The 23,881-nt window shown below is 73.6% G+C and carries 3 protein-coding genes; all 3 read left to right on the top strand.

All coding sequences use genetic code 11. From position 1 onward, the window contains the following. Window positions 1–12: 12 nt before the first annotated feature. Genes QLQ12_RS11675 through QLQ12_RS11665 form a run of 3 tightly spaced genes read left to right on the top strand, consistent with a single transcriptional unit; the run spans window position 13 to window position 23,876 of the window. Window positions 13–8,955 carry a non-ribosomal peptide synthetase gene (locus QLQ12_RS11675; protein ID WP_282759319.1) on the top strand — a complete coding sequence of 2,981 codons (8,943 nt, stop codon included), beginning with the start codon at window positions 13–15 and terminating at the stop codon, window positions 8,953–8,955. Window positions 8,956–8,964: 9 nt separating this feature from the next. After that, entirely contained in the window at window positions 8,965–23,643 is a 14,679-nt protein-coding gene (locus QLQ12_RS11670; protein ID WP_282759317.1) for a non-ribosomal peptide synthetase, read from the top strand. Between the two features lie 11 nt (window positions 23,644–23,654). Beyond that, entirely contained in the window at window positions 23,655–23,876 is a 222-nt protein-coding gene (locus QLQ12_RS11665) for an MbtH family protein (RefSeq protein ID WP_282759316.1), read from the top strand. Window positions 23,877–23,881 lie beyond the last annotated feature (5 nt).

Genomic DNA, 23,881 nt, shown 5'->3' with positions numbered 1-23,881 from the left:
GGAGGACGCGTCGTGGCAATCCATCCACTCACCCCGGCCCAGCACGGTGTCTGGCTGGCCCAGCGGCTCGACCCGGCCAACCCCATCTACAACCTCGCCGAGTACATCGAGATCGGCGGGCCGATCGACGCCGGGCTGTTCGAGGCGGCGCTGCGGCGCACCCTCGCCGATACCGAGGCGCTGCGGATCCGGGTGGACGAGACGGCCGACGAGCCGGCAGTCACGGTGCTGCCCCAGGCGGATCCGGCGCTGACCGTGCTGGACCTGCGGGCTGAGGCGGACCCGGCCGAGGCCGGCCGGGACTGGATGCGCGCCGACGCGGGCCGGGCCGCCGACCTCGGCACCGGGCCGCTGTTCCGCTGGGCGCTGCTGCGGGTCGCCGACGACCGCACCTGGTGGTACCAGCAGTACCACCACCTGGCGCTGGACGGCTACGGCATCGTCCTGGTGGCGGGCCGGGTCGCGGCCGTCTACACCGCCCTGAGCGCCGGCGAGCCGGTGCCCGCGACCGAGTTCGGCCCGCTGCGGGAGCTGGCCGCGGACGAGTCGCAGTATCGCGCGGGCGAGAAATTCGCCGCCGACCGCGACTACTGGTTGCGTCTCTTCGCCGACCGGCCCGCCCCGGCCGGTCTCACCGACCGGCAGCCGTCCACACCGGACCGTCTGATCCGCCGCGGCGCCCGGTTGCACCCGGAGACCGTCGGTCGGCTGCGGGCCACCGCCCGGGAGCTGGGCGCCAGCGTGCCCGCGGTGGTGGCGGCCGCGACGGCGGCGTTCTTCCACGGGCTGAGCGGCACCAGCGACGTGGTCCTCGGGTTGCCGCTGACCGCACGCCGGGGCCGGGCCGCCCGGGTCACCCCCGGCATGATGTCGGCGATCGCTCCGCTGCGGCTCGCCGCCGCACCACACCGCACCCTGGCCGAGGCGGTCGCCGACGCCTCGGCCAGGTTGCACGGGGCGCTCCGGCACCAGCGATACCGTTTCGAGGATCTGCAGCGCGACCTCAAGCTCACCGGCGACCGGTCGGTCATCGGCCCGCACCTCAACCTGTTGCTGGACGCCGGGCCGGGGGGCGGCGCGCTCACCTTCGCCGGCCTGACCGGCCGGACCTTCAACCTCGCCGGCGGGCCGGTGGACGACCTGGCCTTCGTGCTGGACGCCCGGGACGGCGACACCGTCGCCCGGATCGAGCTGGACGCCAACCCCGGGCTGTATTCCGAGACCGAGGCGGAGAGGCACGCCCGGCGCTTCGCCGCGCTGCTCGACCAGGTCGCCCGGATGCCGGTCGACCAGCCTCTGGGTCTGGTGGAGCTGGCCGATACCACCGAACGCCGCACCGTACTGCACGACTGGAACCAGACCTCGGCGCCGGTGCCCGAGCTCCGCCTGCCCGAGCTGATCGAGGAGCAGGTCGCGCGTACGCCCGACGCGATCGCGGTCACCTGCGGGCCGATCACCCTGACCTACGCCGAGTTCAACGCGGCTGCAAACCGGCTGGCCCGGGTCTTGATCGCCCGCGGGGCCGGCCCGGAACGACTGGTGGCGCTGGCGATGCCCCGGTCGGCCGAACTCATGGTGGCCGTCTATGCCGTCCTCAAGTCCGGCGCGGGCTACCTGCCGGTCGATGTGCGGTATCCCCCCGACCGGATCGACTTCATGCTCGCCGACGCGGCGCCGGCACTGACCGTCACCGTCGGCACGGTCGGCTTGGACCCCGCCCACGCCGGAGAGATCCTGCGGCTCGACGACGACCCGGTGACCACCGCGATCGCCGCCCAGGTCGGCGTCGACGTCACCGACGCCAACCGGGTCCGGCCGCTGCGCGGGGCCAACCCGGCCTACGTCATCTACACCTCCGGTTCCACCGGCCGGCCCAAGGGCGTCGTCGTCAGCCACGACAACGCCGTCGACCTGGCCTGCTGGGCCCGCACCGAGATCGGCGCCCCGGCGCTGTCCAAGGTGCTGGCCAGCACGTCGCTCAACTTCGACGTGTCGGTCTTCGAGATGTTCGGCCCGTGGTCGTGCGGCGGGCAGATCGAGGTGGTCGACGACATCCTCGCCCTGGGCGACCGGCCCGGCGGCTGGAGCGGCAGCCTGATCAGCGCGGTGCCGTCGGCGTTCGCCCAGCTGCTCGCGGGCGGGGCCGTCGAGGCGACCGCCCAGCAGGTGGTCCTGGCCGGTGAGGCGCTGTCCGCCCAGGCGGTCCGGGACATTCGCAAGGCGATGCCGGACGCAGCGGTGGCGAACATCTACGGACCCACCGAGGCCACCGTCTACGCCACCGCCTGGTACGGCGGAACCGCGGACGACCCGGGCCAGGCGCCACCACCGATCGGCGCGCCGAGGACCAACACTCAGACGTACGTCCTGAACGCGGCGTTGCGCCCGGTACCACCGGGCGTCACCGGGGAGCTGTACCTGGCCGGCACCGGACTTGCCCGCGGCTATCTCGACCGGCCGCCGCTGACCGCGGAACGTTTCGTCGCCGACCCGTACGGGCCGTCCGGCTCCCGGATGTACCGCACCGGTGACCGGGCGCGGTGGCACGCCGACGGCCAACTCGACTATCTCGGGCGCGCCGACCAGCAGGTGAAGGTACGCGGATACCGGATCGAACCCGGTGAAGTGGAATCGGTGCTGCAAAGCCATCCCGCCGTCGCCCAGGCCGCAGTGCTGGCCCGGACCGACGGTCCGGTCGGCGCCCAGCTCGTCGCCTACCTGGTCCCGGCCGGCACCGAGCTGGACCTGGACTCGGTGCGGGCACATCTGGGCGCCACCCTGCCGGAATACATGGCCCCGGCCGGCTACGTGCTGCTCGACGCGTTGCCGTTGAACCCGAACGGCAAGCTGGACCGGGCCGCCCTGCCGGCACCGGACTTCGCCGTCGCGGGTTCCAGCCGGGACCCGCGCGGCCACCGCGAGGAGCTGCTGGCCGGCATCTTCGCCGAGGTGCTCGGGTTGCCGCGGGTCGGCGCCGAGGACAGCTTCTTCCAGCTCGGCGGGGACAGCATCGTCTCGATCCAGCTGGTCAGCCGGCTGCGGCAGGCGGGTCTGCGGGTCACGCCGCGCGAGGTGTTCACGCATCGCACCGTCGCCGCGCTGGCCGCCCTGGCCGTCCCGGTCGACGCCCCGGCCGAGCTTGCCGGGGCGGGTGTCGGCGACGTGCCGCTGCCCCCAGTCGTGCGGTGGTTGCGCGATCGCGCCGGCACCACGCACCCGATCGACGGCGTGGCCCAGTCGGTGGTTCTGCGCACACCCGCGGGCCTGACAGACGACCGGCTGCGGGCCGCGCTGCAGGTGCTGCTGGACCACCACGACGCGCTGCGGCTGACCCTGCGCCGCGACGGCGCCGACTGGCGGCTCACCGTCACCCCGCCCGGCAGTGTCGACGCCGCCGGGTGCCTGCGTCACGTCGTCACCGGCACACCGGATCCCGGCGACGAGCGGCTCGAGCAGGAGCGGGCCGCCGCGCTGGCCGAGCTGCGGCCCACGGCAGGGGCCATGGTGCGCGCCGTGTGGTGCGACCCTGGCCCGGCCACCCCGGGCTGGCTGGTCCTGGCCGTCCACCACCTCGCGGTGGACGGCGTCTCCTGGCGCATTCTGATCGACGACCTGGCGACCGTGGTCGCCGGGGGCCGGCTCGACCTGGTGCCGGTGTCCTACCGCACGTGGGCCCACCGGGCTCCGGATCCCGCGCCCGCCGTCGAGGCGCCCGTGCCCGGCGGCTCCGTCCTCGAGGCACGCCGGCCCGTCACACCCGCCGACACCGAGGTCACCGCGCTGCGGCACGTGGTCACCCTCGGGGTGGCCGAGACCGAGGCGCTGCTGCGGGTCGCCGCGCCGGCCCTGCACGCGGGTGTGGACGACATCCTGCTGGCCGCGTTCGCGGTGGCGGTCCGCGCCGGAGCCGAGCGGGACGAGCCGCTGCTGGTGGACGTGGAGGAGCACGGCCGACCGGACGATCTCGCGCACGCGGTCGGCTGGTTCACCCGGATCACCACCCGGGTCCTGGAACTCGACGGCGCGGACGCCGCCGCGGCCCTGGCCGGCTCGGACCTGTCCATCCAGGTGGTGAAGCGGGTCAAGGAGCAGTTGCGCGCGCCCGCCGTCCGAGCCTCGCAGGCGCCGGAGGCCGGCTTCAACTATCTGGGCCGGATCGCCGCCGATGACGGGTCCGACTGGTCGATGGTGACGGTCGGCGGCGAGATCGCCGTGGGCACCACCAGTGCCCTGCCGGTCGCGCACAGCCTGGAGGTCAACGCGGTGGTGGTGGATGGGCCGGACGGCCCGGCGCTGTCGACGGCCTGGTCCTGGCCCGACGGGGTCATCGACCGCCGGCGTGTGGAGGCCCTGGCCCGCGACTTCCAGCGTGCGGTGGCCGCCGTCTGCGAGCGGGCGGCCCGGCCCGGCGGTGGCGGGCGCACCCCGTCCGACCTGCCCCTGGCCGGCCTCGACCAGGCAGCGGTGGAGCGGCTGGAACAATCACATCCGACGCTGGTGGACGTGTTGCCGCTGGCTCCCCTGCAGGACGGTCTGATGTTCCTGGCGGCCTACGACGCGCAGGGGCCGGACGTCTACACCGTGCAGTTCGTCTTCGACCTGACCGGGCCGGTGGACCGGGACCGGCTGCGCCACGCCGCGCAGTCGCTGCTCGACCGGCACGCGGGTCTGCGCACCGCGTTCGTCCACGACGGCCGGACACCACCGGTGCAGGTGGTCTGCGAGAACGTGGCGGTCGACTGGCGCGACACCCGGGTGGACGACGACGCCGAGCTGGACCGCCTGCTCGCGGCGGACCGGGCTGAGCGTTTCGACCTGGCCCGGCCCCCGCTGCTGCGGTTCACCCTCGTCGGCCGGCCCGGTGGCCGGCACCGGCTGATCCTGACCAACCACCACATCCTGCTCGACGGATGGTCCATACCGGTGCTGGCCGGTGACCTGTTCCACCTCTACCGGACCGGCGGCGACCCGAGCGGTCTGCCCGCCGTCGCCGCGCCACGCGCCTACGCGGCGTGGCTCGCGGCCCAGGACGGGGAGGCCGCCCGCGACGCCTGGCGTGACGCGCTGTCCGGCATCACCGCACCGACACTTGTCGCACCGGCCGCGGCCGGGCTCGCCCCGGCACCACCGGCCAAGCTCCAGCACCGGGTGCCGGCCGAGCTGACCCGGGCGCTGCAGCAGGCGGCCCGGGGCGCCGGGGTCACCCTCAACACCCTGGTCCAAGGCGCCTGGGGCACGCTGATCGGCTCGCTGACCGGCCGCCGGGACGTGCTGTTCGGCGCGACGGTCGCCGGCCGGCCCGCCGAGCTGGCCGGGGTGGAGACCATGGTCGGCCTGTTCATCAACACCGTGCCGGTCCGGGTGACCCTCGACCCGGCCCGGTCGTTCGCCGCGACGCTGGCCGCGTTGCAGGACCAGACTTCGGCACTGCAACCGCACCAGCACCTCAGCCTCACCGAGATCCGCAGGACGACCGGGTTCGGCGGTGAACTGTTCGACACCCTGGTGGTCTTCGAGAACTATCCGGTCGATCCGGCGGTGCTCGACACCAGCGACACCGGCATGCGGATCGAGGCGGTGAGCGGGCACGACGCCACCCACTACCCGATGGCCCTGGTGCTGGTGCCCGGCGACAAGCTGGGGCTGCGACTGGAGTACCGGCCCGACGCGGTGCCCGCCCGGTTGGCCGAGGCCGTGCTGGACCGGCTCCGCGCGGTGCTCGCCACCGTGGCCGGCGATCCCGGGATCCCGCTGGCCCGGCTCGAGCCGATCACCGCGGCCGAACGGGAACTGGTCCTGAGCGGCGCCACCGCCCACCGGGTCGAGCCGGTCACCCTGGCCGACCTGCTCGACCGACAGGCGGCCCGTACCCCGGACGCCCCCGCCGTCATCTTCGACGGGGTCACCTGGACCTACCGGCAGCTCGATGAGGCGAGCAACCGTCTCGCCCGCCGCTTGATCGCCGAAGGGGTCGGCCCGGAGAGCTTCGTGGCAGTGGCGATCCCCCGGTCCTTCGAGCTGATCGTCGCGCTGCACGCGGTGGTCAAGGCCGGCGCCGGATACCTGCCGATCGACCCCGGCTATCCGGCCGCCCGGATCGATTACCTGCTGGCCGACTCGGCGCCGGCCCTGATGCTGACCGTCGAGTCGACCAGCGGGCTCGGCCCCGGCCTGCGGATCGACGCGGCACCGGTCCGCGACGCGGTGGGGGCGCTGCCGTCCGGCCCGATCGGGCCCGACGAGCGCACCGGCGTGCTGCACGACACCCACCCGGCCTACATGATCTACACCTCCGGGTCGACCGGAAACCCCAAGGGCGTCGTCGTGCCGCACCGGGGCATCGTCAACCGGCTCGCCTGGATGCAGCACGAGTACCGGCTCACCGCGCACGACCGGGTGCTGCAGAAAACCCCTTCCGGGTTCGACGTGTCGGTGTGGGAGTTCTTCTGGGCCTCGATCGAGGGGGCCGCACTGGTCGTGGCGAAACCCGACGGGCACAGCGATCCCGCCTACCTGGCCGGGCTGATCCAGCGCGAGGCGGTCACCGTTGTCCACTTCGTACCGCCGATGCTGGCGGCCTTCCTCGCCGAACCCACGGCGGCGGGCTGTTCGGGGTTGCGTACGGTGATCTGCTCGGGCGAGGCGCTGGCGCCGGACCTGGCCGACCGGTTCCACCGGGTGCTCGGCCACGCCGGGCTGCACAACCTCTACGGCCCGACCGAGGCGTCGGTCGATGTGTCCTACTGGGCCTGCACCCCCGGCGAGAAGACCGTGCCGATCGGGTGGCCGGTGTGGAACACCCGCCTCCTCGTGCTCGACGAGTTCCTGCGCCCGGTGCCGCCGGAAGTTCCCGGCGAGCTGTATCTGGCCGGGGTGCAGCTGGCCCGCGGCTACCGGGGACGGCCGGCGCTGACCGCGGGCCGGTTCGTCGCCGACCCGTTCGCCGGGCCGGGTGACCGCCTCTACCGGACCGGCGACGTCGTGCGGCGCCGGCTCGACGGCGCCCTCGAGTTCGAGGGCCGTACCGACCACCAGGTGAAGATCCGTGGGCTGCGGATCGAGCTGGGTGAGATCGAGGCCGCGATCGCCGCGCAGGACACCGTCGCCCAGACTGTGGTGCTGGTCCGCGAGGACGCCCCCGGCAGCAAACGGCTCGTCGGGTACGTCGTACCGGCGGCCGGGCAGACGGTCGATCTCACCGGCCTGCGCGGCGCCCTGGCCGAACGGCTGCCGGAATACATGGTCCCGGCCGCTTTCGTGCTGCTCGACCGGCTTCCGGTGACCGCGAACGGCAAACTCGACCGTGACGCCCTCCCTGCCCCGGAACGCGGCGGGCCGGCCAGCGACGGGCGTGCCCCCCGCACGCCCGCAGAACAGGTCCTGGCCGGGCTCTTCGCCGACGTGCTGGGCCTGCCCGCGGTGACGGTCGACGACTCCTTCTTCGACCTCGGCGGGGACAGCATCGTCTCGATCAACCTGGTCGGCCGGGCCCGGCAGGCCGGCTTGGAGCTTACCCCGCGTGATGTCTTCACCCACAAGACGGTGGCGGCGCTGGCCCTGGCCGCCCGGACCACCGGTGCTGACGAGCCGGCCGACCCCGACGCCGGGATCGGCGATGTCCCGCTCACCCCGATCATGCGGTGGTGGCTGGACACGGGTGGCCCGGTGACCGGGTTCCACCAGTCGATGACCGTCGACGCGCCGCCGGGGCTGACCGCGCGGACGCTCACCGACGCGGTGCAGCGGTTGCTGGACCACCACGACGTGCTCCGGATGCGGCTGTCCGGAACCGCCGGGTCCTGGCGGCTGGCCGTCGGCCCGCGCGGCAGCGTGGCGGCGGCCGATCTGATCACCGGCGCCGACGGGACGGCGCTGGACCCGAGACTCGGGCACAACCTGTGGTTCCGCTGGTCCGGCGCCACGCTGACGGTGTCGGCCCACCACCTCGTCGTGGACGGCGTCTCCTGGCCGATCCTGCTGTCCGACCTGCGGACTCTGCTGTTCGACCCCCGGGCGCCGCTGCCACCGGTGGGCACCTCGTTCCGGCAGTGGGCCACGCAACTCAGCGCCGACGCGTCCGGCCCGTCCCGGCAGGCTGAACTGGCCCACTGGACCAGAACACTCGGCGAACGGGAGGCGCTGCTCGGCAAGCGGCCGCTCGATCCCGCCAGGGACACCGTGGACACCCTGCGGGAGGTGCGGATCGAGGTGAGCGCGGCGGTCACCGGGCCGTTGCTGGCCACCGTGCCGGCGATGTTCCACTGCCGTACCGACGACGCGCTGCTGACCGCCCTGGCGCTGGCCGTGGCGAACTGGCGCAACCGGCCGGCGCCGGTGCTGGTGGACATCGAGCGGCACGGCCGGGCCGGCGACGGCGCCGAGCTGTCCCGGACCGTCGGCTGGTTCACGAGTCTGGCTCCAGTGCGGCTCGATGCCGGTGCGGTGGAGTGGAACCAGACCCGGATCGGCGGCCCAGCCGTCGAATCGGCCCTCAAGCAGGTGAAGGAACAGCTTCGGTCGGCACCCGATGACGGCCTCGGCTACGGCCTGCTGCGATATCTGAACAGTGGGACAGCGGAGCACCTGGCCGCCCTGGCGAAACCGCAGATTCTCTTTAACTATCTGGGTCGCCTGGGCACCGGCGCGACCGGTCGGATGGGCGGCGGCGCCGACGCCGGCCAGCCGGTCGCCTACCCGGTGGACTTCACCGTCTGGGCGATCGACGGGCCGGACGGACCGCGGCTCGGCGCGGTGGTGCGCTGGCCGGGCGAAGTGCTGGACGAGGCCGCGGTGCGCGACCTGGCCGAGGACTGGACGACCGCGCTGGCCGGGATCGCCACCTACGCCACGGACGGCGGCACCGGCGGCCACACGCCGTCGGACCTGACCGTCTCCGCGCTGTCCCAGGACGAGATCGACGAGTTCGAAGACGAGCTGGAAGCCGACAATCTGTAGGGAGAAGAAGTGAGCAAGCAGTCTCGCATCGAGGACGTCCTGCCGTTGTCACCGTTGCAGCAGGGACTGCTGTTCCACGCGCTGTACGACGGGACCACGTCAGACCTCTACACCGTGCAGTTCGTGGTGGACCTGACCGGTCCCGTCGATGCTGCCGCTATGACCGCGGCGATGGCGACGGTGCTGCGCCGACACCCCAACATGCGTGCCGGTTTCCGACAGCGCAAGACCGGTGAGACCGTGGCGGTCGTCAGCCGTGAGGTGGCCCCGGACTTCCAGGAGCACGATCTGCGGAACCGGCCCGAGGCGAACCGGGCCGGCGCCGCCGACGACCTCGTGCGGGCCGACCGCCGGCGCGGCTTCGAGCTGGCCGGCCCGCCACTGCTGCGCGGCATGCTTATCCGCACCGGCGACGACGCGTCGCACCTGGTGCTGACCAACCATCACCTGCTGCTCGACGGCTGGTCGATGCCGCTGCTGGCCAAGGAACTGTTCGCGCACTACGCGGCGGGTGGCGAGGACCGGGCGCTGCCGACCACCGCGCCGTACCGGGACTATCTGATGTGGCTGGACCGGCAGGACCGCGGCGAGGCCGAGCTGGCCTGGTCCGGCGCCCTGGACGGGCTGTCCGGGCCGACACTGTTCGCCCCGGCCGACCCCGAGCGGGCGCCGGCCACCCCGCACCAGCTCCGGGTGCCGCTGCCGGGCGATCTGACCGCTCGGCTGACCGCCACCGCCCGCACCCTCGGCGTCACCCTCAACACCGCTGTCCAGACCGCCTGGGCCCTGCTGCTCGGCTCGCTGACCGGCGAGGACGACGTGGTGTTCGGCGCCACCGTCGCCGGGCGCCCGCCGGAGCTGCCCGGTGTCGACACGATGCTCGGTCTGTTCATCAACACCGTGCCGGTGCGGATCCGGTTCAGCCCCGCCGAGCCGCTGGCCGGGCTGCTGACCCGGGTCCAGGACGAGCAGGCCGCGTTAATGGCCCACCAGTACCTCGGCCTGGCCGACATCCGGCGGCTCGCCGGGACCGACGGCGAACTCTTCGACACCCTCACCGTCTTCGAGAACTACCCGCTCGATCCGGCCGCGCTCGACCTGCCCGGCACCGGCCTACGGGTCACCGGGGTGACCGGCCACGACGCCACCCATTACCCGCTGACCCTGGTGGCGCTGCCCGGCGACCCGCTGGTGCTGCGCCTGGACCACCGCGCCGACCTGGTCGACGACGCGGCCGCCCGCACCCTCGCCGACCGCCTGGTGACACTGCTCGACACCATCGCCGATGCCCCGGCGACCCCGGTGACGGCCGTCGACCGGCTGACCGGGGCGGAACGCGACCTGGTGACCGGCTGGGCCGGATCGGCCACCGGCGCGACCGGTGACCAGCGGACCTTCCCGGAGATCTTCGCCGCGCAGGTGGCGGCGCAATCGGATGCGCCGGCCCTGCTCGGGCCGGACGGATCGACCTCCTACGCCGAGCTCGACGAGGCCGCCGGCAGGCTCGGCACGCTACTGCGGTCGTACGGGGTGGGCGCGGAGTCCGTCGTGGCTTTGGCCCTGCCGCGTGGCCCGCAACTGGTGACCGCGGTCCTCGCGGTCAGCCGGGTCGGCGGCGCCTGGCTGCCGGTCGACCCGAATTACCCGAACGAGCGGATCGGCTTCATACTGGCCGATGCCGCTCCGATGCTGCTGCTCACCACGTCCGATACGGATCTCCCCGAGACCCCGGTGCCCCACCTGCTGCTGGACACCGTCGACCTGAGCGCCACCGCAGTGTCCGCTCCGGCCCAGATCCACCCGGACCAGCCCGCCTACGTGATCTACACCTCCGGCTCCACCGGCCGGCCTAAGGGTGTCCTGGTCACCCACGCCGGCCTGCCCGCGTTCACCGCCGCGATCGTGGCCGGTTTCGACGTCCGGGCCGGCCACCGGGTACTGCAGTTCTCCTCGCCCAGCTTCGATGCCTCGGTGCTGGAGCTGTGTGCGGCGTTCGGCGCCGGGGCGGCGCTGGTGGTGCCCGCACCGGGCCCGCTGGTCGGCGACGACCTCACCGAGGTGCTCACCCGTTACGGCGTCACCCACGCCCTGATCCCGCCCGCCGCGCTGGCCGCACTGCCCCCGGTCAGCCCGCCGGTGCTGAGCACCCTGGTGGTGGGCGGCGACGCCTGCGATCCCGGCCTGGTGGCGCGGTTCGCCCCCGGCCGCCGCATGGTCAACGCCTACGGGCCGACCGAGATCACCGTCGCCGCGACCCTGTCCGCGCCGCTGGACGGCGCCGGCGAAACCCCGCCGATCGGCCGGCCGGTCGACGGCGCCCGCGTGTACGTGCTGGACCGGTACCTGCGCCCGGTCCCGCCGGGCGTGCCCGGCGAACTGTACGTGGCCGGCCGCGGCCTGGCCCGGGGGTACCTGGACCGGCGGGCGCTGACCGCGGAACGTTTCGTGGCCGACCCGTTCGGTGCGCCGGGCGACCGGATGTACCGCACCGGCGACGTGGTCCGCTGGCGAGCGGACAGCGCGCTGGAGTTCGTCGGCCGGGCTGACAGCCAAGTCAAGATCCGCGGGTTCCGGGTGGAGCCGGGCGAGATCGAGGCGGCGCTGGCCCGGCACCCCGCCGTCGCGCAGGCCGCCGTGCTCGCCCGCGAGGACCAGCCCGGCGTGAAGCGGCTGGTCGGCTATGTGGTCGGCGTGGCCGGGTCGATGGTGGACGGCGCCGCGCTGCGGGAACACGTCGCGGCCACCCTGCCCGACTACATGGTGCCGGCCGCCGTGGTCGCGCTGGCCGAGATGCCGCTGACCCCGGCCGGCAAGCTGGATCGCCGGGCGCTGCCCGCACCCGAGTACGGCACCGGCACCGGCCGGACGCCGGCCACCGCCCGCGAGGAACTGCTCGCCGGGCTCTACGCCGAGGTGCTGGGCGTACCCCGGGTGGGCGTCGACGAGAGCTTCTTCGATCTGGGCGGCGACAGCATCGTCTCGATCCAGCTGGTCAGCCGGGCCCGCAAGGCCGGTCTGTGGTTCAGCCCGCGGGACGTCTTTGTGCACCGTACCGTGGCCGCTCTCGCTGCTGCGGCCGACGACCGGGACGTGCGCTCGGCGCCCGCCGACGACGGCACCGGTGAGGTCGCGCTCACCCCGATCGTGCACTGGCTGCGGGAGCGGGGCGGCCCGATCGACGGGTTCCACCAGTCGATGGTGCTGACCACGCCGGCCGGTCTGCGCGCCGACCAGCTGACCACCGCGGTGCAGGCGGTGCTGGACCGCCACGACGCGCTACGGATGACCCTGCGCCGCGACGCGTCGGGCTGGTCCCAGCTCATCGGCCCAGCCGGCAGCGTCTCCGCCGCCGGGCTGCTCACCCGGGTCGATGTCATCGGCTGCCCGGACGACAGCCGGGCCGCGCTGATCGCCCAGGCCGCACAGAATAGGCTCGATCCCGAGCGTGGCGTGCTAGTGCAGGCGGTGTGGTTCGACGCCGGTCCCGGCGCGGCCGGCCGGTTGCTGCTGGCCGTGCACCACCTCGTGGTCGACGGGGTGTCCTGGCGGATCCTGCTGCCCGACCTGGCCGCCGCGGCCGAGGCCGTGCTCGCGGGGGATGCGCCGGCCCTGGAGCCGGTGCCCACCTCGCTACGCCGTTTCGCCGAGTTGTCAGTGGCCGAGGCGGCCACCGGCCGGCGACTGGCCGAGCTGCCGTTCTGGCTGGCCGCCGCCGACGGCGACGAGGCACCGCTGGCCGACCGGCCGCTCGATCCGCGGGTCGACACCGTCGCGAGTGGACGTCAGGTGAGCCGTACCCTGACCACCGAGCTGACCACGGCTCTGCTGACCGAGGTCCCGGCCGCGTTCCACGCCCGGATCAACGATGTGCTGCTCACCGCGCTGACCCTGGCGGTGGCCCGCCACCGCGCCCGCCGCGGTCGGACCGGCACCGGCCTGGTCGTCGATCTGGAGGGCCACGGCCGGGAGGAACTGACCGGCGACACCGACCTGTCCCGCACGGTCGGCTGGTTCACCACGATGTACCCGGTGCGGCTGGACCCGGGCCCGGATCAGCGGCCCGGCCAGGCGCTCAAACGCATCAAGGAGCAGCTGCGGGCGGTGCCGGGCAACGGCATCGGGTACGGCCTGCTGCGCTACCTTAACCCCGAGACGGCGGCCCGCTTCGACGAGGCGGCGCCGGCCCAGATCGGGTTCAACTACCTCGGGCGGTTCCCGGTCACCGACCCGGCCGCCGACCGGCCCTGGACGGTGGCCGCCGACGCGGCGGCACTCGGCGGCGGTGCGGACCCGGCCCTGCCGGTGCCGCACGCTCTCGAGGCGTCCGCGGTGACCCGCGAGCACGCCGACGGGCCCCAGCTCTCGATCACCCTGTCCTGGCCCCGCGAGCTGCTCACCGAGAGCGACGTGGACGGGCTGCTCACCGACTGGGCGCACGCGCTGGAGTCGCTGGCCGGGCAGGCCCGCACCCCGGGCGCCGGCGGGCTCACCCCGTCGGATCTGCTGGTGGCCCTGCCGCAGGAGCAGATCGAGGCGCTCGAGGCGGCCCAGCCGGGCACGGTCGATCTGCTGCCGCTGTCGTCGCTGCAGGAGGGCCTGCTCTTCCACGCCCAGTACGAAGGGCGAGACCACGACGTCTACACCGTTCAGCTCCGCTTCGACCTGGCCGGGGCGCTCGACCCGGCCCGCCTGCGCACCGCCGCGGACGACCTGCTGAACCGGCACGCCAACCTGCGTACCACCTTCCGGCAGCTGCTGAACGGCGAACCGGTGCAGGTCGTCGTGGACGGGGTGCGCGTGTCGTGGAGCGAGCACGATGTGACCGGTGACCCGGCCGCGCCGGAAGCGATCCTCGCCGCCGACCGGGCCACCGGTTTCGACCTGACCGCCGCGCCGCTGCTGCGGTTCACGCTGCTGCGCACCGGCGCCGACACCTGGACGCTGGTGCTGACCAACCACCACATCCTGCTCGACGGCTGGTCGGTGCCGACCCTGATGCGCGAGCTGTTCACGCTCTACGCCACCGACGGCGCCGAACTGCCCCGGGTCACCCCCTACCGGGACTATCTGGCCTGGCTGGGCGACCAGGACCAGGCCGCCGCCACCGCGTCGTGGCACGCGGCGCTGGCCGGCCTGTCCGAGCCCACCCTGCTGCTGGGGGCCGCGCCGGACGGTGCCGCCCCGCGCCCGCAGCGGCTGGTGGTGGACTTGTCCACCGAGCTGACCACGGCGCTGACCGCCGCGGCCCGGGCCGGGGGTGTCACCGTCAACACCGTGCTGCAGGGCGCCTGGGGTGTCCTGCTGGCCGCGCTGACCGGCCGGAGCGACGTCGTTTTCGGCGGCACGGTCTCCGGTCGCCCGCCGGAGGTGCCGGGCATCGAGAGCATGGTCGGGCTGTTCATCAACACCCTGCCCGTGCGGGTCCGGCTCGACCCGGCGGAACCGGTCCACGAGCTGCTGCGGCGGGTGCAGGACCAGCAGTCGGCGCTGATCGACCACCAGTACCTGCCGCTGCCGCAGATCCAGAGCGGCACCGGCTTCGCGGAACTGTTCGACACCCTGGTCGTCTTCGAGAACTACCCGCTCGACCCGGCGCTGCTCACCCTGCCGGGTTCCGGTCTGCGCCTCACCGGGGTGGCCGGGCACGACGCCACCCACTACCCGGTGACCGTCACCGCCGTTCCCGGCCCCCGACTGCGACTGCAGCTCGACCACCGCCCCGACCTGCTCCCCGCGGCGCGGGCAGGGCAGCTCGCCGACCGGCTGGTCCGGATCCTCACCGCGATCATCGCCGACCCGCTGGCACCGGTGGCCCGGCTCGACGCGCTGGAGGCCGGCGAGCGCGAGCTGGTCCTGCGCGACTTCAACGAGACCCGGACCACGCCGCCGGTAACCACCGGCGGCATCGCCGGCCGGTTCGCGGACCAGGCAGCCCGGACCCCGGACGCGATCGCCGTGTCCGGGGCGGACGGCACCGAGCTGACCTACCGGGAGCTGGGCGCACGCGCCGACCGGCTGGCGGCCCATCTGGTCACGCTGGGCGTACGCCGGGGGGCCCGGGTGGCGCTGCTGCAGGAACGCTCGGTCTACCAGGTGGTCTCGGTGCTGGCCGTGCTGCGGGCCGGTGCGGCGTACGTGCCGCTCGACCCGCGCTACCCGGCCGATCGCCTGGCGCACATCATGACCGACACGGCGAGCACGGTGCTGCTCACCGACCAGCGCCGGGCCGGGCACGAGTTCGACCACAGCGCGCTCGTCGTCGTGGTCGACGACCCGGCCACTCGCGCGGCGATCGCCACGGCCGGCGCCGAACTGCCGGCTGCCGCGCACCCGCGCGACCTCGCCTACGTCATGTACACGTCGGGTTCCACCGGGGCGCCCAAGGGTGTCGCGGTGGCCCACCACGACGTGATCAGCCTAGCCGGGGACCGCTGCTGGCGCAGCGGGCGCCAGCAGCGGGTGCTGCTGCACTCGCCGCTGGCGTTCGACGCCTCCACCTACGAGCTGTGGGTACCGCTGCTGTCCGGCGACGCGGTCGTCGTGGCACCGGCCGGCGAGCTGGACCTGGACGACCTGCGCACCGCGCTGACCAGCCGGGACGTGACAGCATGCTGGTTGACCGCCGGTCTGTTCCGGTTGCTGGCCGAGGAGGACCCGACGGCGTTCGCCGGCGTCCGCGAGGTCTGGACCGGCGGCGACGTGGTTCCCGCGGCCATGGTCCGGCGGGTGCTGCGGGCCTGCCCCGGCCTGGTCGTCGGGGACGGGTACGGCCCGACCGAGACCACCACGTTCGCCTCGCACTACCTGATGACCGACGCCGAGCAGGTTCCGGCGGCGGTGCCGATCGGCCGCCCGCTCGACAACATGCGGCTCTACGTGCTCGACGACAGCCTCCGGCCCACCCCGCCCGGGGTGGCCGGTGAGCTCTACATCGCCGGCGCCGGGGTGGCACAGGGTTATCTGAACCGGCCCCGGCTGACCGCCGAACGGTTCCTGGCGGACCCGTTCGCCTCGGCCGGCGCGACCGGCGGCCGGATGTACCGCAGCGGCGACGTGGTCCGCTGGCGCCCGGACGGCACGCTCGAGTTCATCGGCCGGGCCGACGAACAGGTCAAGATCCGCGGCTTCCGGATCGAGCTGGGCGAGATCGAGGCCACTCTGGCCCGCGAGCCCGAGCTGGCCCAGGTCACCGTGCTGGTCCGCGAGGACCAGCCGGGCGACAAGCGCCTGGTCGCCTATGCGGTACCGGTCCGGGGCACCGACCCGGCTCCGGAGAAACTGCGTGAGCGGGCCGCCGCGTCGCTGCCCGAGTACATGGTTCCGGCCGCGATCGTACTGCTGGACGTACTGCCGCTGACCGGTAACGGCAAGGTCGACCGCCGAGCCCTGCCCGTACCGGACTACGGCGCCGCGTCGTCCGGCCGGGCCGGCCGCACCGAGGACGAGCATGTCCTGTGCCGGTTGTTCGCCGACGTGCTGAACCTGCCGCACGTGGGGATCGACGACAACTTCTTCGCCCTGGGCGGGCACTCGCTGCTCGCCACCCGGCTGGTCGGCCGGATCCGCAGCACGTTCGACGCCGAGCTGGCGGTCCGTACCCTGTTCGAGTCGCCCACCGTGGAGGGCCTGGCCGCGCACCTGGCCGGGGCCCGGCCGGCCCGGCTCGCACTGACCGCGATGCCCCGGCCCGAGCGCATCCCGCTGTCGCACGCCCAGCACCGGCTCTGGTTCCTCAACCGGCTGGACGGGGACGCCTCGCCCTACAAGATCCCAATCGCGCTGCGGATGCGCGGCCGGCTCGACGAGACAGCGCTGCGCGGCGCCCTGGGTGACCTGATCGGCCGGCACGAGAGCCTGCGTACGATCTACCCCGACCTGGACGGTGTCCCGTACCAGGTGGTCCTGGACCCGGCCGACGCGCTGCCGTCGTTCACCGCCGAGCCTGCCGACGAGGCCGGGGCCCGCGCCGAGCTGCTGGCCGAGACCGGTCGCGGTTTCGACCTGGCGACCGAGCCGCCGCTGCGGGTCCGGCTGTTCCGGCTGGCTGGCGACGACCATCTGCTTCTGCTGCTGCTGCACCACATCGCCGGGGACGGCTGGTCGATGGCGCCGCTGGGCCGCGACTTCTCCCAGGCCTACACCGCCCGGCTGGCCGGCCGGTCGCCCGGTTTCACCGATCTCGACGTGCAGTACGCCGACTACGCCATCTGGCAGCGCGAGGTGCTCGGCCACGAGACCGACCCGGCGAGTGAGATCTCCCGGCAGCTGCGGTTCTGGCGCGACGCCCTGGCCGGCCTGCCGGACGAGCTGACCCTGCCCGCGGACCGGCCCCGGCCCGCCTTGGCCAGCCACGACGGCGGCATGCTCACTTTCACCGTCGACGACGGCCTGCACCGCGGGCTGACCGACCTGGCCGCCACGGAGGGCGCGAGCCTGTTCATGGTGCTACACGCCGCGCTGGCCGCGCTGCTGACCCGGCTGGGCGCCGGCACCGACATCCCGATCGGCAGCCCGATCGCCGGGCGCACCGACGACGCCGTCGACGAACTGGTCGGGATGTTTGTCAACACGCTGGTGCTGCGGGCCAACACTGCGGGCGACCCCACCTTCCGGGAGCTGTTGGACCGGGTCCGCGACGTCGACCTGGCGGCCTACTCGCACCAGGACACCCCGTTCGAGCAGCTGGTCGAGGTGCTCAACCCGCCCCGTTCGATGGCCCGCAACCCGCTGTTCCAGGTCATGCTGGTGCTGCAGAACAACAACGAGGTCGAGTTGGACGTGCCGGGGCTGACCGTGACGATCGACCAGGTCGGTGCGCACGCCCAGTTCGATCTGTCGATCGACCTGACCGAGCGCCCCGACGGGCGCATCGACGGGCGGCTGGACTACAGCCGGGACCTGTTCGACGACGACACCGCCGCCCGCATCATCGACGGGTTCCTGGCGATGCTGGAGGCCGCCGCGGCCGACCCGGACGTGGCGACCTCGGCCGCCGACATCATCGGCGCGGACCAGCGCCGGCTCATGCTGACCGGCTGGAACGACACCGCCCGGCCGCTGCCCGACGAGGACCCGGTGACAGTGATCCGCCGGGTCGCCGCCGCCCATCCGCTGTCGGTCGCGGTCACCGACCGCACCGGCTCGCTGACCTATCAGAACCTGATGGCCCGCGCGGACCACCTGGCGGCGCGGTTGCGCGCCGCCGGGGCGGGCCGGGGGGCGCTGGTCGCCCTGCTGACCGACCGCGGTATCGACGCCGTCGTGGCCGTGCTCGGCACGCTCGCCGCCGGCGCCGCCTACCTTCCGCTGGACCCGCGGTCCCCGCTGGCCCGCAACTCGGACCTGCTGGCCGACAGCGGTGCGGCTCTGGTCGTCCATGACACCCGGCACGCGGAGGTGGCGGCCGGCCTGGCCGGGCCGGCCGCGCTGGCGGTCACCACGGACGCCCCGGCCGACGTGACCGGGCTGCCGGTGGTCACCGGTGACGACCTCGCTTACGTGATCTTCACGTCCGGCTCGACCGGGCGACCGAAGGGTGCCATGGTCCACCGCCGGGGAATGGTGAACCACCTGCTCACCAAGGTGGAGGACCTGGCCCTGACCGAGCGGGACACGGTGGTGCAGAACGCGCCGCTCACCTTCGACGTGTCGGTATGGCAGATGCTCTCGGCGCTGCTGGTCGGCGGCACCACCCACGTCGTCGACGACGAGACCGCACTGGACCCGGCCGCCCTGTTCGGCTGTGTGCCGGGCACCGCCCCGGTGATCCTGGAGGTCGTCCCGTCGTTGCTGCGCACCGCCCTAGACGCCTGGGACGGCGGCGGCGCGTCCCGGCTGAGCGCTCTGCGCTGGCTGCTGGTCACCGGTGAGGCGCTGCCGCCCGACCTGTGCCACCGCTGGCTGGCCCGCCACCCCGGAATCCCGATGCTCAACGCGTACGGCCCGACCGAGTGCTCGGACGACGTCACGCACGCCGTCGTGGCGCAACCCGGTGACGCCGCCGGTCCCCGGGTGCCGATCGGCCGCGCCGTACGCAACACCCAGCTCTATGTGCTCGACGACCACCTGCAGCCTGTCGGTGTCGGGGTGGCCGGCGAACTCTGCGTCGGCGGCGTCGGCGTGGGCCACGGCTACCTGAACGACCCCCACCGCACGGCCGGCACGTTCGTCGCCGACCCGTTCGCCACCCGGCCCGGTTCGCGGCTCTACCGCACCGGCGACCGGGTCCGTTATCTCGCCGACGGCCGGCTCGACTTCCTCGGCCGGGTCGACGACCAGGTGAAGATCCGCGGCCAGCGCATCGAGCTCGGCGAAGTGGAGTCGGTGCTGCGCGGCGCCGACGGCGTGCTCGACGCCGCCGTCGCGGTCGACACCGACCCGGCCGGAACCAACCGGCTGGTCGGCTACATCGTCGGCGCGGCGGATCCCGAGCTGGCGCGGCAGCACACGGCGGCCCGGCTTCCCGACGCCATGGTGCCGTCGGTGGTGGTCCGTCTCGACGTCCTGCCCCTGTCTGCCAACGGGAAGGTGGACCGCAAGGCCCTGCCCCCGGTCGACTTCAGTCCGGCCGGCGCCGGCCGGGCCCCGCGGACCCCGCAGGAGGAGGTGCTCTGCGGAGTCTTCGCCGAAGTGCTCGGCGTGGACCGGGTCGGCGCCGACGACGACTTCTTCGCCCTCGGCGGGCACTCCTTGCTCGCCACCCGCATCGTCAACCGGATCCGGGCGGTCTTCGGCGTCGAACTGGGAGTCCGGGCGGTGTTCGAGTCGCCCACCGTGGCCGGGCTCGCCCAGCGCCTGACCGGCGGGGGGACGGCCCGGACCCCGCTGCGGCCGGTCGCACGGCCGGACCGGATCCCGGCGTCCTTCGCGCAACGGCGGCTCTGGTTCCTGAACCGGTTCGATTCCTCCGACGTCAGCTACAACGTGCCGCTGATCCTGCGGCTCACCGGCGCGCTCGACCGGTCGGCCCTGCGGGCGGCGATCGGCGACGTGGTGGCCCGGCACGAGACTCTGCGTACGGTGTTCTACGAGTACGACGGCGAGCCGTGTCAGCTCGTCCGGCCGGCAGAGACACCCGAGCTGGCCGTGCACGAGGTGCGGGCCGACGAGCTGCAGATCGCCCTGCGCCGCGCCGCCGGGCACCGGTTCGACCTGGCCGGTGAGGCGCCCCTGGGGGCCGCCCTGTTCCGTCTCGGCCCGGACGAGCACGTGCTCCTGCTGCTCATGCACCACATTGTCAGCGACGGCCAGTCGGCCGGGCCGCTCGCCACCGACCTGGCCGGGGCCTACACCGCCCGGTGCGCCGGGAGAGCACCGGACTTCGCGCCGCTGCCCGTGCAGTACATCGACTACACCCTCTGGCAGCAGCAGACCCTGGGCGCCGAGGACGACCCGGACAGCCTGCTCAGCGCCCAGCTGCGGCATTGGTCGGACGTCCTGGCCGGGTTGCCCGACGAGCTCGACCTGCCCACCGACCGCTCCCGGCCGGCGGGGGGCGAGCGGCCCGGCGGCAGCGTGAGCTTCGACGTCCCGGCCGGTCTGCACGCCCGGTTGGCGGCGGTCGCCCGCGAGCACCAGGCGAGCCTGTTCATGGTGGCACAGACCGCGCTGTCGGCCTTGCTGACCCGGCTCGGCGCCGGCACCGACATCCCGGTGGGCACCCCGATCGCGGGCCGGGCCGACGAGGCCGCCGACCCGCTGATCGGTTACTTCGTCAACACCCTGGTGCTGCGCACCGACACGAGCGGCGACCCCACCTTCACCGAGCTGCTCGGCCGGGTCCGCGGTACCGCGCTGGCCGCTTACGCCAACGCCGACGTGCCGTTCGAGCGTCTGGTCGAGGTGGTCAACCCGACCCGGTCGGCGTCGCGGCACCCGCTGTTCCAGGTGGTGCTGGCCCTGCACAACGACGCCCGGCTGCAGGTCGACCTGCCCGGCCTCACCGTGCAGGGGATGTCCGCCGGCACCGGCTCGGCCAAGTTCGACCTGTCGGTGACCCTCGGCGAACGACTCGGCGACGCGGGCGAACCGGCCGGGCTCACCGGCCGGCTGGACTACCGCGCCGACATGTTCGACGAGTCGACCGTCAAACGGATCGCCGACCGGTTGCTGGCCGTGCTCGCCGCGCTCGCCGCGGCACCGGCCCAGCCGATCGGCGCGGTCGACCTGCTCACCGCGGACGAACGCCGGCAGGTGCTCATCGACTGGAACGACACCGGAGTGCCGGTGCCGGCGCTGACCCTGTTGGAGCGGTTCCGCGAGCAGGCGGCCCGCACCCCGGAGGCGGTGGCCCTCGCCGACGGCGGTACCGAGCTGACCTACGGCGAGCTCGACCGGCGTACCGACCGGCTGGCCGCGTTGCTGGCCGGGCGCGGGGTCGGGCCGGAAACCTTCGTCGCGGTGGCGCTGCCCCGCTCGTCCCGGCTGGTCACCTGGCTGCTGGCGATCCTCAAGGCGGGCGGCGCCTATGTGCCGATCGACCCGGACTACCCGGCCGAGCGCATCTCCTACATGCTCGCCGACACCGCACCGGCGCTGCTGGTGACCGACGCTGCCACCGCCGAACGGCTGCCCTCCGGGCCGGGCGAGCGGCTGATCGACGACCGGATGCCGACCGGCGACGCCACCACGGCCGTCCCGGCCGGGCCACGGCCCGGCAACCCGGCGTACGTGATCTACACGTCCGGGTCCACGGGCCGGCCGAAGGGCGTGGTGATCGAGCACCACTCGCTGACCGACTACCTCGCCTACGCCGGCGGGCAGTACGCCGGGATGCGAGGTGCGGCGCTGCTGCACTCGTCGGTGTCGTTCGACCTGAGCGTGACCGGCATGTGGGTGCCGCTGACCGTCGGTGGCACGGTGCTGGTGGCGCCGCTCAACGACGACCCGGCCACCGCCCGGCTGCTCGAGAAGCACCCGTGCACCTTCCTCAAGGCCACCCCGAGCCACCTGCCACTGCTGTCGGCCCTGCCGGACGCCTACGCACCCGGTGCCGAGCTGCTGCTCGGCGGCGAGATGCTGGTGGGCAAGATGGTCGACGAGTGGCGACGGGACCACCCGGGCGTCGACGTCTACAACATGTACGGGCCCACCGAAACCACGGTCAACTGCACCGAACATCGGATCTCCCCGCAGCGGCGGATCGGCCCCGGCCCGTTGCCGATCGGCGGCCCGATGGCGAACACCCAGCTCTACGTGCTCGACGAGCGGCTCCAGCCGGTGCCGCCGGGCGTGCCCGGTGAGCTCTACGTCGCCGGCGCGGGTCTGGCCCGCGGCTATCTGGACCGGCCGCAACAGACCGCGGGCAAGTTCCTCGCGAACCCATTCGGCGATCCGGGCACCCGGATGTACCGCACCGGCGACGTCGTCCGGTGGACCGGCGACGGCGAACTGGTGTTCCTGCGCCGGGTGGACGACCAGGTCAAACTGCGCGGCTTCCGGGTGGAACTCGGCGAGATCGAGGCGGTGCTGTCGGCCCGTGACGAGGTGGCCCGATGCGCGGTGATCGTCCGCGAGGACCGCCCGGGTGACCAGCGGCTGGTGGCCTATCTGGTGCCCGAGCCGGGCCTGGTGCCGGAGCCGGCCCAACTGCGGGCGGCTCTGGCGCGGCGGGTGCCCGGATACATGGTGCCGGGCGCCTTCGTGGTCCTCGACCGCCTGCCGCTGACCCCGAACGGCAAGCTGGACCGGGCCGTGCTGCCCGCGCCGGAGGTCCGGCCGACCGACCGGCGCCGGCCCCGGACCCACGACGAGACGGTGCTCGCCGAGTTGTTCGCCGATCTGCTCGGCCTGGAGGCGGTCGGCATCGACGACAGCTTCTTCGACCTCGGCGGTCATTCCCTGCTGGCCACCCGGCTGATCAGCCGGGTCCGCGCCACGCTCGGCGTCGACCTGGCCATCCGGGCACTGTTCGAGGCGCCCACGGTGGCGGCGCTCGCCGCCGGGCTCCGCACCGGCGACGACGGGCGGGACGGGTTCGACGTGCTGTTGCCGTTGCGCACGACCGGTGACGAGGCACCGGTCTTCTGTGTCCACCCGGCGAGCGGGTTCGGCTGGTCCTACGCCGGGCTCCTGCGCCACCTGGGCCCGGACCGGCCGGTCTACGCGTTGCAGTCGCGCGGGCTTGCCGCGGGCTCCTCGAGTCCGCTTCCAGCCGACGTCGAGCAGATCGCCGAAGACTACGTCCGTGAGCTTCGTGCCGTGCAACCGGCCGGTCCCTACCACCTGGCCGGCTGGTCGTTCGGTGGCCTGGTCGCCCATGCGATGGCGGCGCTGCTGCAGGCCGACGGCGAGAAGGTGGCGCTGTTGGCGATGCTCGACTCGTTCCCCAAGTCCGACGCCGAACGCGCCGAGGGGGTACTGGACCGCGACGAGTTCGACACCGCGCTGGGCCGGCTCTCCGAGGGCGCCCTGGACACCCTGTCGGCGGACCACCGGGCCGCGCTCTACGACGTGTTCGCCAACAACTCCCGGCTGGCTCGGCAGTTCGTCCCCGGTCGCGTCGACGGTGATGTCCTGCTCTTCGTCGCCGCCCGGGACCGGGCCGACGGGGAGGACCGGACGGCCCGCTGGGCACCGCACGTCGGTGGTGCGGTCGAGGTCGTCGACGTCGACTGCCACCACAACGACATGACCCAACCGCAACCGCTGTCCACCATCGGCCGGGCGATGGCCGCCCGGCTCATCTGAGGAGGAACACCATGAGCACCAACCCGTTCGACAACGACGAAGGTCAGTTCCTGGTGCTGGTCAACGACGAGGGGCAGCACTCACTGTGGCCGTCCTTCGTGGCCGTACCGGCCGGCTGGGTCACGACCTACGGCGAGGCGTCCCGGCAGGAGTGCCTGGACCACATCGAGCACAGCTGGACCGACATGCGGCCGCGGAGCCTGGTCGCCGCCATGGCCGCGGACGGGAGCTGATCGCC

Source organism: Actinoplanes sandaracinus (assembly GCF_030009775.1).
Taxonomy (GTDB): Bacteria; Actinomycetota; Actinomycetes; order Mycobacteriales; family Micromonosporaceae; genus Actinoplanes; species Actinoplanes sandaracinus.
The sequence above is the reverse complement of the archived record's forward strand: the minus strand, read 5'-3'. Positions and strand labels throughout refer to the sequence as shown.

Bases quoted from the DNA above. Each gene is read 5' to 3' on its own strand.
- QLQ12_RS11665 (WP_282759316.1), top strand. From the start codon at position 23,655: ATGAGCACCAACCCGTTCGACAACGACGAAGGTCAGTTCCTGGTGCTG.